At 48.8% G+C, this 13152-nt stretch carries 12 protein-coding genes; 5 read left to right on the forward strand and 7 right to left on the reverse strand.

The window, feature by feature from the left end; genetic code table 11:
* From VIM87_RS28535 to VIM87_RS28565, 7 genes are all read right to left on the reverse strand, one after another.
* A partial coding sequence (locus VIM87_RS28535; protein WP_332000277.1) for a hypothetical protein occupies nt 1–2238 on the reverse strand: 2238 nt, incomplete at its 3' end.
* 73 nt (nt 2239–2311) lie between these two features.
* Entirely contained in the window at nt 2312–2698 is a 387-nt protein-coding gene (locus VIM87_RS28540) for a type II toxin-antitoxin system VapC family toxin (protein ID WP_332000278.1), read from the reverse strand.
* Nucleotides 2698–2901, reverse strand: coding sequence for a type II toxin-antitoxin system VapB family antitoxin (locus VIM87_RS28545; protein WP_332000279.1), 204 nt, complete (start codon nt 2899–2901; stop codon nt 2698–2700). The genes VIM87_RS28540 and VIM87_RS28545 overlap by 1 nt, the downstream gene beginning before the upstream one ends.
* 114 nt (nt 2902–3015) lie before the next feature.
* Nucleotides 3016–4446 carry an L-serine ammonia-lyase gene (locus VIM87_RS28550; protein WP_332000280.1) on the reverse strand — a complete coding sequence of 477 codons (1431 nt, stop codon included), beginning with the start codon at nt 4444–4446 and terminating at the stop codon, nt 3016–3018.
* A 181-nt stretch (nt 4447–4627) separates the two neighbouring features.
* Nucleotides 4628–5122, reverse strand: coding sequence for an FKBP-type peptidyl-prolyl cis-trans isomerase (locus VIM87_RS28555; RefSeq protein WP_332000281.1), 495 nt, complete (start codon nt 5120–5122; stop codon nt 4628–4630).
* A gap of 118 nt (nt 5123–5240) precedes the next feature.
* Entirely contained in the window at nt 5241–6875 is a 1635-nt protein-coding gene (groL, locus tag VIM87_RS28560; RefSeq protein WP_332000282.1) for a chaperonin GroEL, read from the reverse strand.
* A 124-nt stretch (nt 6876–6999) separates the two neighbouring features.
* Nucleotides 7000–7281 carry a co-chaperone GroES gene (locus VIM87_RS28565; RefSeq protein ID WP_089915754.1) on the reverse strand — a complete coding sequence of 94 codons (282 nt, stop codon included), beginning with the start codon at nt 7279–7281 and terminating at the stop codon, nt 7000–7002.
* A gap of 393 nt (nt 7282–7674) precedes the next feature.
* Here VIM87_RS28565 and nusB point away from each other — a divergent pair, with 393 nt between their 5' ends.
* The 5 genes from nusB to VIM87_RS28590 form a co-directional block, all read left to right on the forward strand.
* Complete coding sequence (nusB, locus tag VIM87_RS28570) at nt 7675–8604, forward strand: transcription antitermination factor NusB (RefSeq protein ID WP_332000283.1); 930 nt, start codon at nt 7675–7677, stop codon at nt 8602–8604.
* A 102-nt stretch (nt 8605–8706) separates the two neighbouring features.
* On the forward strand, nt 8707–9156 hold the full coding sequence (locus tag VIM87_RS28575) for a DUF1573 domain-containing protein (RefSeq protein WP_332000284.1): 450 nt from the start codon (nt 8707–8709) through the stop codon (nt 9154–9156).
* A 144-nt stretch (nt 9157–9300) separates the two neighbouring features.
* Nucleotides 9301–9651, forward strand: coding sequence for a preprotein translocase subunit YajC (gene yajC, locus VIM87_RS28580; RefSeq protein ID WP_238386608.1), 351 nt, complete (start codon nt 9301–9303; stop codon nt 9649–9651).
* 240 nt (nt 9652–9891) lie between these two features.
* The gene (coaE, locus tag VIM87_RS28585; RefSeq protein ID WP_332000285.1) at nt 9892–10488 is read left to right on the forward strand and encodes a dephospho-CoA kinase; all 597 of its coding nucleotides are present in this window, start codon (nt 9892–9894) and stop codon (nt 10486–10488) included.
* A 127-nt stretch (nt 10489–10615) separates the two neighbouring features.
* Nucleotides 10616–13152 (forward strand): DEAD/DEAH box helicase (locus VIM87_RS28590; RefSeq protein ID WP_332000286.1); only part of this gene is annotated, 2537 nt, incomplete at its 3' end.

A 13152-nucleotide genomic window follows, 5' to 3' on the forward strand; every position in this document is an offset into this window, starting at 1 on the left:
CTTACCGGACGACAGCAGCAAGGGAATAGTAATGCCGCCGTGCCAGTCCAGCTCCTTCCAGTACAAACGGCCAATATCCTTTACCAGGGCAGAGCGGTTAAAGGTATAATCCACGCCGGCCTGCAAATACGGGAACCATCCACCGAACAGGAAGTTAGCGCCTATAGCGGAGCTGCCTTCATTGCGGTTATAGGTATAACCGATGGCGGTAGAAGTGGTGTTCAGGATATTGTTGCCGTAAAGTGTTAAACTATAATCCGGATCGTCAAAAGTAGGTACCCAGCTATGCAGGTTAAAAGGCCGCGTAAGCTGGGAATATTTTTTTACCGGGTAATCGTTATGCGGTACAATGGGCAGTATGTTACCAGTTTCTTCCAGCTGTGGTTTTAACCATGCGCTGTGCGCATCTACCGCAGTGTCAAGCGGCCTCCACTGGCTGACTTGCAGCGGCGCGCTGTATAATTTATAACCATCGGCGGTAAATTCGCTGAACACCATTTGCTGCTGCTGTGCATCTACTGCGCCGTGTAATATGCTATTAGGGCGGTCTGTTACCTGGTAGATCTTTTTACCGGCTAACGTAAACGCGTATATGTTATTTACATCTTTCCAGCTGCCGGTAAAATACAAGGTATCCCCTGCTACTACGGGCGCGCCTATTACATTAAAGCTAAAAGGGGTGAGCAGGGTGCTTTCCCCGCTGCTGACGGATTGCTGCACCAGTGCCATCTGCCCTAAACGGTTGCGTACAGGGCTTATCACAGATTGGCCATCTGCCGTAAAACGGGGAAAGCTGTAATACCAGTTCTCCGGGTTAGGCAGCACCTGTTTTACGGCGCCGGTATGGGCATCCAGCAGGTGCAGGCCGTATTGTTGCTTAGGTGTGGTAAAGGCTACGATGATGGATTGCCCGTCATTTGTAATGTCGGGTGAAAAGTATTTGGTGCGGTGTGTGATGGTAGCAGTGTGGCCGCTGGCGCGGTCGTACAGTTTGATGATGGAATAATCTTTCCATACCCAGCGGGCATCATACCGCGCTTCTGTCCATAAAATGCGGCCGTTATTATAGGTAAAAAAGTCGTCAAAACTATTACCGGGGCGGGTAAGCAGCTGCTCATGGCCGGTACTGTCCACCAAATAAAAACCGGGTATGCGCTGGTAGCTGCTTTTCAATGTAACCCATTGCCCGGGGCCTGCGCTGTATACATACCGGTAATTGGTAACTATGCTTGCCGGTGCATTTAAGGGCTTTGCGGGCGTAATGGCCGGCCTGTTGGCATACTGCTGCCATGCCTGCTGGTACTCTTTCATGGTGGCCTGGTAAAAGCCGGTAATGTTATAACCTGTTCTGCGGCGTATGCTTTGCGATAAGGGATAGAACACGCCGCGGAAACGTACGGCATCTGTAGTTACATCGCGCCAGAAGGTCTGCCCATAATGCGTGCGGCCGTATACGCTCATCAGGTAACCCAGCTCATAATGGTTGGGCACATAATCCCTGTAAGAGCCATTGCGGATCTTCATGTAGGAGTAATGTTTACCATCCAGCATTAAACCGCGGAAGCCATCAAAAAAGGCGGGCAGCCGTCCCCTGCCCTGCGGGCTGAGGGCTGTTTCCATGGTTACGGCATCGCCTTCCCAGAACCAGTTGGGTACTGCCACATTGGTAATAGCGGCCTGGCCCAGCTCACCACCCAGATAGGAAAATGCTTTTGAAATGCCCTGACGAAAGTTCATATTCTGCAGCACGTGCCGGTATTCATGCAGGGCCAGCTGCTCGTCCCATTGCAGGGATCCCAGCTCCAGGGAGGAGGGCGGCGGGTTCAGATAAAACTCTGAACGGAAAGGCCCCAACTGCACGTAACCATTGGATTCCAGGGTTTGGTTCTGTAATACAATGTTCACCTTTTGCTGGCGGTTGCCAATAGAGTTACGGGTATGCTGATTCAGGTAATGAACGATGTTGGCTACACGCTCTCCCTGGGTTTCCAGGCCGGCTGGGAAAATAACGCGTACGGTATCTGTATTGATCTGCCGCCATTTTAAGGATGGCGGGTTGCCGCCGAAGTTTTGCGCAGAGGCGGCAAATATGCAGATGTGCAGATATGCAAATGTGAAAATTAATGTGCGGATGTGCAGATATGCAGATGTGCAGATGAATGCCCGGATGAATGTGCTGATGTGCTGATGTGCTAATGTGCTGGTATTTGCAGGAAGGGAGTTGCAGGTGAATTTCATAATGGGCGGATGTGCTGGTATGCTAATATAATATATAATGTGCAAATGTATATTAGCCTATGCCTGATCAGGGTTATTTCCACATAACCCTATCTGTATAGCTGCTAAAATGTTCATCCCTTGTAATTATGGTAAGCTGCTCCACCTGCCCTTGTGCGATGATCACTCTGTCAAACGGGTCACGGTGATGAAGATCAATATTTAACAGTTGCACCAGATGATCAAACGATATGGGAAGCAGTTCAATATCATTGTCCGAAAGATAGTTGGCAAATCTTTCAAAAGGGAACTTTATAGTAAGTTTTCCAAGTTTAATCTTTATGGCTATTTCCCAAAGGCTGGCAATGCTGATATAGCATACGTTATTAATGTCTATAATTTCTTTCCTTACTTTTTCAGGCAATTGAGGATCATCTTCAAGAAACCATAGGAATGTATGCGTATCTAACAAATATTGCATTACATATAGTCTTTGAAGTCTTCTAAGGGTTCATCGAAATCAGGAGCCATTTTAATTAACCCCTTAGCACTGCCCGGCTTGCGCTCCTTCAGCTTGTTTTTTGTTTTTACCTTTTGTTTCAGGAACTCTACAAAGTCTGAAACCTCCTTTTTGAGGTCAGCCGGGAGAGATGATATTTGTGTATATAATTGCAGATCGTTCATAGCTCACTATTTATTTCAACAATCAGCTTCTTTATTGGATATATCTGTGATTGCCATAAAAACAAATATAACGATTTTTAAGGATGCTAAAACAGGCAATATCCGCACATTTACTCAGCATTCCGGCAAACTAATGGGAATATTCACCGCCAGGCCGCCATCGGAGGTTTCCTTGTACTTGGAGTTCATATCCAGCGCAGTTTCCCACATGGTTTTTACCACGGCATCCAGCGATACTTTGGCCAGCTCGGGGTTGCTTTGCATAGCCAGCTGGGAGGCGGTAATAGCTTTAATAGCGCCCATGGTGTTACGCTCTATACAGGGCACCTGTACCAGCCCTCCAATAGGATCGCAGGTAAGGCCCAGGTGGTGCTCCATGGCTATTTCTGCTGCCATTAATACCTGGCGCTGCGACCCGCCCAAACACTCGGTAAGCGCTGCTGCGGCCATGGCGGATGATACGCCTATCTCGGCCTGGCAGCCACCCATGGCGGCAGAAATGGTAGAGCGTTTTTTAAAGATGCTGCCTATTTCTGAGGCGGTGAGCAGGAACTGGATGATCTTTGCCGGGGCATAGCCATCGCAGAAAGTAATATAGTATTGCAGTACTGCGGGTATTACCCCTGCAGCGCCATTGGTAGGCGCCGTTACCACGCGGCCGAAGGAGGCATTTTCCTCATTCACCGACAGCGCAAAACAGCTTACCCAGTCGAGCGTATAGGCGAAGTGGTTACCGCCGCCGCGGATGGCCTGGATCCAGGTATCGTAATCGTGATAGGTACGGCCCTGTAATAATTTTTTGTTAAGCGCGGCGGCCCTGCGGGCTACGCGCAAACCGCCGGGCAGCTCGCCGGTTACATGGCAGCCGCGGTACATGCATTCCTGCATTACCTGCCATATATGCAGCACACCGTCTTTAGTGGCGGCTTCTGAGCGCCAGGCCAGCTCATTTTCCATTACCAGCTCGGAAATGGAGTAACCGGTTTTAATACACCACTGCAAGAGCTGCTGCGCTGTATCTATGGGAAAAGGCAGCTCCACCTGGGGGCCGCTGCCGCCGGACTGCTCTCCTTCCTTTACTACAAAACCGCCGCCAACAGAGTACCAGGTAAATGCCTGCTGCTCCCCACCTATAAAGGTTACCAGGAAGGTAAGCGCATTGGGATGGTAAGGCAGGGTTTCATCATACAGGAAATCAATATTTTCCAGGGGATCAAAATCAATGTTATAGCGGCCGCCGAGCAGCAGCTTTTTGTTGCGCCTGATGTCCGCTATTTTGGTGTGAATATTATTTACATCGAAGGTTACGGGGTCATCGCCGCAAAGGCCCAGCTGCACTGCAATATCAGTACCATGCCCATGGCCGGTTTTAGCCAGGGAGCCGTATAACAGCACGCTCACCTGCTCTACTGCCGGCAGGCGGCCGCTGATTTCCAGTTCAGCTAAAAAACTTAATGCTGCCCGCCAGGGGCCTAAGGTGTGAGAGCTGGAGGGGCCAATGCCTATCTTAAAGATATCGAAAACGGAAATGCATTCCTGTGCCACTTGCTTTGGTGTTTAGCCTTCAAAGATAGGGAAAACAGTCCATGGTCGATGGTCCATAGTCCATAGCATTGAGCAAGAATAATGTTACTGCGGGAAATTGCTGGTTCATTGCGCGTGCTTGCTGCTATATGCAGCAGGCTATGGACCATCGGCTATGGACCATGGAGAGCAGCCCTTCGGGCTACTTAAAATCCACCAGCTCGGCTTCGCATACGAGGATGGAGTTGGCAGGTATCTTATCAACGGCTATTTTGCCAAAACCCAGGCTGGAGGGGATGATCATGAGTATTTTACCGCCTTTGGTGATCTTTTGCAAGCCGATCTGCCAGCCGGCGATGTGGTCTTTGAGCTTGCGGCCGTCAAAATCTGTGGCGCCTATAGAGCCATCAATAAAGGTATTATCCATGAGGCGGCGGGTATAGATCATGTAGGGTACATTCTCCAGGGTTATCCGGTGAATGCTGTCGCCATAGTTTATGATCTGGTAATACAGGCCGGAGGGATCTTTCTGTGCTTTAATATTATGGTAAGCGAGGTATTGCTGGATCTGGATGTCTTCGCCGGCAGGCTCGCCGTTCACAGCGTCGTACAGCGCCGAGTTTTCCTTTTTGGCGCAACCGGCCAGCAGGCATAGGAGGGTAATACAATATAGACAGGCTTGTAGATTCCGCTTCATATGATATAAAACGCGATACCGGGCGGGAATGTTACATTCCGGGCGGCTTATAAAAAAGCTCCGTTCCGGAATACCGGAACGGAGCCTATAAAAAACGGGTGTGTTTTTCTGGAAACTATTAATAGTCCATGCCCATACCGTGGCCGCCCGGCATAGCAGGTGCAGCAGATTTAGGCTCGGGTTTGTCAGCTACCACACATTCGGTGGTCAGCAGCATACCGGCAATAGAAGCGGCGTTTTCCAGTGCAATACGGGAAACTTTAGTCGGGTCAATTACACCGGCAGAGATCAGATTCTCATAAGTTTCTGTGCGGGCATTGAAACCGTAATCGGCCTTACCTTCTTTTACTTTCTGTACTACGATAGAACCTTCGATACCGGAGTTAGCGGTGATCTGACGCAGGGGCTCTTCGATAGCGCGTTTGATGATAGCGATACCGGTTTGCTCGTCGTTGTTATCACCTTTCAGGCTATCCAGGGATTCGATGGCGCGGATGTAAGCTACACCGCCGCCAGCTACGATACCTTCTTCTACAGCAGCGCGGGTTGCGTGCAGGGCATCGTCTACGCGGTCTTTCTTCTCTTTCATTTCCACTTCGGTAGCAGCACCTACGTACAGTACAGCTACACCACCGCTTAATTTAGCCAGGCGTTCCTGTAATTTTTCGCGGTCGTAGTCAGAAGTGGTTACGTCTATCTGTGCACGGATCTGGCTGATGCGGGAAGTGATATCTTCTTTCTTGCCTTTACCGCCTACGATCGTAGTGTTGTCTTTATCGATGGTTACGGATTCTGCTTTACCCAGGTAAGTGAGGTCGGCATTTTCCAGTTTGTAACCCTGATCTTCGCTGATCACGATACCACCGGTAAGGGTAGCAATGTCAGTCAGCATTTCTTTTCTTCTGTCGCCAAAGCCCGGTGCTTTTACTGCAGCTACCTTCAGGGTACCGCGCAGTTTGTTCACTACCAGGGTAGCCAGTGCTTCACCTTCCAGATCTTCAGAGATGATCAGCAGGGGAGCGCCTTGCTGGGCCACTTTTTCCAGGATGTGCAGGATATCCTTCATAGCGCTGATCTTTTTGTCGTAGATCAGGATGTAAGGGTTCTGCAGCTCAACCTGCATTTTTTCGCTGTTGGTGATAAAGTAAGCGGACAGGTAACCGCGGTCAAACTGCATACCTTCTACTACTTCTACGGTAGTGTCGGTGCCTTTTGCTTCTTCAACGGTGATAACGCCGTCTTTGGTTACTTTATTCATTGCTTCAGCGATCAGTTTACCGATCTCGGCATCGTTATTAGCGGAGATAGCAGCTACCTGCTCGATCTTTTTATTGTCGCTGCCAACTTTTTCAGACTGTTTTTTCAGGCTTTCTACTACGGATTTAACCGCTTTGTCGATACCGCGTTTCAGGTCCATCGGGTTTGCACCTGCGGCTACGTTCTTCAAACCTTCGCCAATGATAGACTGTGCCAGTACGGTGGCAGTGGTAGTACCATCACCTGCAACGTCGGCAGTTTTGGAAGCTACTTCTTTTACCATCTGGGCGCCCATGTTCTCAATTGCGTCTTCCAGTTCGATCTCTTTCGCTACTGTTACGCCATCCTTGGTTACGCCGGGTGCGCCGAATTTCTTTTCGATCACTACGTTACGGCCTTTAGGACCCAGGGTTACTTTCACCGCATCGGCCAGGATATCAACGCCCTTCTTCATTTTGTTGCGGGCATCGGTGTTAAAGAATATTTGCTTTGCCATAATTGTTAGAAATTTTTAAAGTTTTAGAGGTGGAATTGGGAAAGCTGTTAGCTTTTAGCTGTTGGCTTTTAGCTGTTGGTATTGGCATTGGCTAAAAGCTAGAGGCTAATGGCTAATAGCTGGTCTAAACAATTGCCAGAATGTCGGATTCACGCATGATTAAGTAATCGTCGCCTTCAAAGCTGATCTCAGTGCCGGAATATTTACCGTACAATACAGTATCGCCCACCTTCACGGTTACAGGCTCGTCCTTTTTACCAGGACCTGCTGCTACTACGGTACCTTTTTGCGGTTTTTCTTTGGCAGTGTCGGGAATAATGATGCCACCGGCGGTTTTTTCTTCAGCGGCTGCAGGTTTCACGATTACCCTGTCAGCTAAAGGTTTAATACTTAAATTCTTAGCCATAATGTGTATATTTTTTAAAAAAGGTAAGATTGAATTTTTGTGTCAGTTCCGCCCACCAGAATAATGCCAATGGGTTTTTCGGGTCAAATTTTCAGTCAGTAAGGATCGCAAAGATAAGGAGGACGGATATAAATGTCAATTTTTCAGTGGAAATGTGACAAATTGGTCCATGGACCATGGTCGATAGTCCATAGCCTACTGCACGGGCGTAAGTTTCCGGGGATATTCCGATAGCGGTGCGTTATGGGAGTACCTCCTTATTGTAAAAGGCAATGGACCATGGACTGTGGACCATGAACTGCGGTCCGGAACGGACCGTGGACTCTTTTTGTGATTATGAACAAATTGCTCTAGCTTTGCGCCCTTATTAGTTCTTGTTATACGATATAAAAGATGATCAGCAGAAGAAACATCCGGGTAAAGGTTATGCAAACCCTTTACGCCCTGGAAACCATGGAACCAGGCACTATTAAACCAGGAACGGCTACCAGCCTGTTAAAAGAAAAGCTGGACCAGACCTGCCAGATCTTTACTTACTTACTTTACTCGCTGGTACGGGTGGCCCAATACGCGGAGATAGATGCGCAGGCCCGTGCTTCCAAACACTTACCTACGGCGGAAGACCTCCGGGTAAGCACCAAAATAACCGGGAACGAATTCATAGACCAGATCTCCAATGACAAAGGTTTCCAGGTGAACCTGGACCAGTGGAAAATGAAACACATGCCCGACCAGGAGCTGATCCGCAAACTGTATAACAACCTGGCTGCTACCGACACTTACAAATCCTACATTAATACGCCCGAACGTTCCAAAGCTTCTGAAAAAGAGCTGGTGGAATTTCTGTACAAACAGGTGCTTATTACCAACGAGGCCTTTTTACAGCATATGGAAGACCAGTTCCTGCACTGGGGCGACGATGCGGATATGATGGGCATCCTGATCAATAATTACATGAATAAACCGCACCTGTTCAACTTCCTGCAGCTCATCAGCCAGGAAAAGCTGGAATATGCGCGGGAGCTGCTGCTGACAGTGATCGATAAAAAAGAATACTGCCTGGAGCTGATAAAGCCTAAATTACAGAACTGGGACCCGGAACGTATTGCTGCCGTGGATATGCTGCTGATGGAAATGGGCGTATGCGAATTCCTGTTCTTCCCTACTATTCCTACCAAGGTTACCATCAATGAATATATTGACCTGGCCAAAGCCTACAGCACGCCGCAAAGCGGGCAGTTTGTGAACGGCATACTGGATAATATTCTGAAAGACCTGGAAACGGGGAAGCAAATACAGAAAATTGACCGTACAAAAAAATAATTACTTTTGGAGCGAAAAGCGGAAAGCATAAAGCACAAAGGGATGATATAGTATTCAACGCTTTTTGCTTTTAGCTTTATGCTTTCAGCTCAAATACAGATCATGAAACAACTGTTCTATACCCTTATCAGCGCCGGTGTACTGTTCACCGCCTGCCAGTCACAGGCTTCCAAAGAGGCGGACGGGCAAACGGCTGCCAATGTATCCGCTGCTCCTGACAGTGTTAAAGCCGGGGCCGCAGAAATGACCTTTGAGCAAACCGTGCATAACTTTGGGCAGATCACCCAGGGCGAAAAGGTGGAATATGCGTTTAAATTCACCAATACCGGTAAAGAGGACCTGGTGATACAGGATGCCATATCCAGCTGCGGCTGTACGGTGCCGGAATGGCCCAAGGAACCGGTAAAACCCGGGCAAAGCGGCTACCTGAAGGTGGTATTTGATAGTCATGGTAAAGAAGGATATACCGAAAAAGAGATCAGTATAAAAGCAAATACCAATCCTCCTTTTATACAGGGGCCTAAGATCCAGTGTACGATTGTGAAAAACTGAGGCGATGTGCAGATGTGCAAATATGCAGATGTGCAAATATGCAAATGTGCAGATGAATGCGCTGGTTTGATGAGATGAATGGAGAGAATGAGTGAATGGAGAATAATACAATTAAACTACTAAACAAATAATACGATTTACAACATGAACAACATGCTGAACATTTTGTTGATGGCATCACCGCAGGGCGGCCAGGGTGGCGGCTCTCCCATGGTGTCTTTACTGTTCTTTGCGGGTATGATAGTGGTAATGTGGCTATTTATGATCCGTCCGCAAACTAAAAAAGCCAAATTACAGAAACAATTTGGCGAAGGATTACGCGAAGGTGATAAGATTGTAACCATTGCCGGTATACATGGTAAAATAAAGAAGATCAACGATAACAATACTATCCAGATGGAAGTTAGTCCTGGTACTTTCTTTACCATTGAGCGTTCTGCGGTTAGTATGGAATACACCACTGCACATAACAAGCCTGCAGAGGAAAAGAAGTAAGCGACTGGAAGTGAGAAGCGTGTATTAATAACTGACAGACAACCTTGTTGTGATCTGTTTTTAATTTATGCAAATCATCATAAGACTATAGGGATCCTGTTCCGGCTGCGGAACGGGATCTTTTGTTTTAGCCCTTTTGTGGCAGCATATCAAAATATAATGTATTAAATAACCGCCGGAGTGCATATTTCCCATTTCCCAATTTTCCAATTTCTCCGAATTTCCTCCTAACTTGCCCGGATGTTAAAGATCGGCATAACAGGCGGTATTGGCTCCGGCAAAAGCACGGTGGCAAAAATCTTTGAGCTGCTGGGTATTCCCGTATATTATGCGGACGCGGCTGCCAAAGACATTATGAACCGTGACCCGGAACTGAAAGCCCAGGTGCAGCAGCATTTTGGCGCGGAGGTATATGACAGCAACGGGCAGCTGGACCGTAAACGCCTGGGCAACATTGTTTTCAATGACCAGGAAAAGCTGCAGCTGCTGAATTCCCTGGTGCACCCGGCTACCATACGTGATTCTGAGCAATGGGCATTAAAGCAAAAATCGCCCTATGTGCTGAAAGAAGCCGCCCTGCTGTTTGAATCGGAATCTTTTCATTACCTGGATAAGATCATCGGCGTATCTGCCCCGCAGCCTTTGCGCATATTGCGTACCATGCAGCGGGATAAGGTGAGCCGCAACGAAGTTTTTGCCCGTATGCATAAGCAAATGGATGAAACCATTAAAATGCGTTTATGCGATTACGTGATCTATAACGATGAACAGCAGATGGTAATACCGCAGGTGCTGAAGCTGCATGAGGAGATGTTGCAGTTAGCGGTTAGCAGTTAGCTGTTAGCAATTAGCTTTTAGCTTTTAGCAGTTGGCGGTATGGAGGCTTTTTCAACAGCTAACTGCTAACTGCTAAAAGCTAATAGCTAATAGCTAATCGTTAGCTGCTTACTTAAAGATTTAAAAAATGGCTGAGAAAAAAGATCCTACAGGAAAAACCATTATCATTACAGAGGGCGCCGGCAAACAAACCGTTACACCGGTGCTGCTGCTGGAGCTGGATAACGATGTTAGCCCGGCAGTAAAGATCAGCGCCGGCCTGCTGAAAACCGTGCAGGAAGAGCGCAAATGCCAGCGCATGCCGCTGCAGGACAAAAAATCACTGGCCATTTTCAATAAACTCCCGCCCGGCGTGCAGCATCTGCTGCTGCCCTGCACACAGGAAGCCATGGTGCATAAGGAGCTGCAGCTTAAAGAAAAATTCCTGGCCAACCCGGTAAAAGAGCAAACCTTACAGCAATATATACAGGAAGGCATGCTGCAATACCTGTATCATACCCTGCAGCAACTGCGGCCCCTGGCCCCTCTCCTGCCCTGGTACTGCCAGGTGGTGGAGCATTCCCTTGAAAAAAAGATACGGCCGGTAGCCGTTAATAATTATAATCCTTTACTGTCGTTTGAGCTGGTGCGCACCAATAGCGGCGCACTGCGGCTGCTGGCGTTTGTAACAGTGAACGGACAGTCGTACCCCCTTTCTGAGTTTGAGCATTACGGTTTTTTACTGCGCAGCCGCGGCGAGCTGTTTATACTGCCGCCGGCAGATGCGCAAACGCTGGAGCAGTTCAAACAGGGTTTTATGGAGGCGCCGCGCGGGCAGGAAGGACCTTTCCTGCAGCATACGCTGCCGGCCCTGGAAGCCCGTTACCCGGTTAACAAAAGCATCCTTTTACAGAAAGAGGAAGTGGATGTACCGCCGCAATGCAACATATGGTTGAGTGAGCTGAATAACAGTTTCCTGATGCTGCGTATTCAATGGCAGTACGACCGCTTTACACTGGACGCTGCTGCCAAAGATCCCGTGGTATGGATCACAGAGGGCGATGTGCAGTATGAAATTAAACGCCATCCGGAGGCCGAAAAAGAGGTGACCGCTTTTGTAAGGGGCCTGCATGCCCGCTTTGCCCAGCAGAACAACGGTTATTTTTACCTGCCCTTTGCAGAGGCAGAAAAAAGCCAGTGGCTGGTAAAATGTTACCGCAAGCTAATGGACCGTAACATTGGCGTATACGGCATGGACGAGCTGAAACATTTCCGCTATAATACCCATATACCGGTAATGGATATACGCTGGTTGGGCAGCAACAAAGACTGGTTTGACCTGGAAGTGAAAGTACATTACGGCGACCAGCCCGTAGCCCTGGCAGATATACAAAAAGCCCTGCTGCACCGGCAACCGCACCTGCTGCTGAAAGACGGCACCATAGGCGTTATCCCGGAGGACTGGCAGCATAAATACGACCTGTTGTGGAAACTGGGACAGCTGCAGAAAGACCAGCTGCGCCTTTCCAACCTGCACTTTACCGTGCTGCAGGAAATACTGGAAACGCCTGTAACGGCACAGGAAAGTATTAAACAAAAATGGGAACGCCTGCAGCAGCAGCACTTTCCCGTGCCTGCTGAAGTGCAGGCGCAGCTGCGCGATTACCAGAAAGCCGGCTTTGAATGGATGTGCCTTTTGGATGAAATGCGCTGGGGCGGCTGCCTGGCAGATGATATGGGTTTGGGCAAAACCCTGCAGACCATTACCTTTTTACAGCACCTGTGCACTAAATATCCCGGCGAAACCCACCTGGTGGTATGCCCCACCTCGCTGATCTATAACTGGGAACACGAGCTGCAAAAGTTTGCGCCGGGTTTAAAGTACGCCATTTACCACGGCGCCAACCGTACGTTTGATGAAGCGCAGTGGCGCCAGCAGCAGCTGATTATTACCAGCTATGGCACCGTGCGCGGGGATATGGAAACTTTCTCCAGATATGTATTTGGCTATGTGGTGCTGGATGAAAGCCAGGTGATCAAAAATCCCACTTCGCAAACCACGCGCGCCCTACAGGTGCTGCAATGCCGTAACCGCCTGATCCTGAGCGGTACGCCCATCCAGAACAATACCATGGACCTGTATGCGCAAATGAACTTTGCCAACCCGGGCCTGCTGGGCAATCAAAACTTTTTCAAAACAGAATTTGCCTTACCCATCGATAAATTTTCAGACGGCAGCAAAGCGGCTGATCTGCGCAAGCTCATCTACCCCTTCCTGTTACGCCGCACCAAAGAGCAAATTGCCAAAGACCTGCCGGATAAAACAGAGATCATTATGTGGTGTGAAATGGGCGATGAACAGCGGCAGGTATATAACCAGGTAAAAGCCCTGTTCAAAGAAAAGCTGATGAGCCGCATCCAGGAAGAAGGGGTGGCTGCCAGCGCTATTTACATCCTGGAAGGCTTAACCCGCCTGCGGCAGATCTGTAATGCGCCGCAGCTGGTACCGGAGCAGGCCGGCGGTATTACCAGTTCGGTAAAGCTGGATGAGCTGATGCGGGAAATTGTTGAGAACACCGGCACGCATAAGGTGCTGGTATTTTCCCAGTTCACCGGCATGCTGCAGCTGATATCGCAAGCCATGGAAATACAGGGCATTCCCTTCCTGTACCTGGATGGCAGCAC

Origin of the sequence: Chitinophaga sp., assembly GCF_036569125.1 — a bacterium.
Taxonomy (GTDB): domain Bacteria; phylum Bacteroidota; class Bacteroidia; order Chitinophagales; family Chitinophagaceae; genus Chitinophaga.

Coding starts and splice junctions, on each gene's coding strand:
- VIM87_RS28575 (WP_332000284.1), top strand. CDS start 8,707: ATGAAACAACTGTTCTATACCCTTATCAGCGCCGGTGTACTGTTCACC.
- VIM87_RS28555 (WP_332000281.1), bottom strand. CDS start 5,122: ATGAAGCGGAATCTACAAGCCTGTCTATATTGTATTACCCTCCTATGC.
- groL (WP_332000282.1), bottom strand. CDS start 6,875: ATGGCAAAGCAAATATTCTTTAACACCGATGCCCGCAACAAAATGAAG.
- nusB (WP_332000283.1), top strand. CDS start 7,675: ATGATCAGCAGAAGAAACATCCGGGTAAAGGTTATGCAAACCCTTTAC.
- VIM87_RS28545 (WP_332000279.1), bottom strand. CDS start 2,901: ATGAACGATCTGCAATTATATACACAAATATCATCTCTCCCGGCTGAC.
- coaE (WP_332000285.1), top strand. CDS start 9,892: ATGTTAAAGATCGGCATAACAGGCGGTATTGGCTCCGGCAAAAGCACG.
- VIM87_RS28540 (WP_332000278.1), bottom strand. CDS start 2,698: ATGCAATATTTGTTAGATACGCATACATTCCTATGGTTTCTTGAAGAT.
- VIM87_RS28565 (WP_089915754.1), bottom strand. CDS start 7,281: ATGGCTAAGAATTTAAGTATTAAACCTTTAGCTGACAGGGTAATCGTG.
- yajC (WP_238386608.1), top strand. CDS start 9,301: ATGAACAACATGCTGAACATTTTGTTGATGGCATCACCGCAGGGCGGC.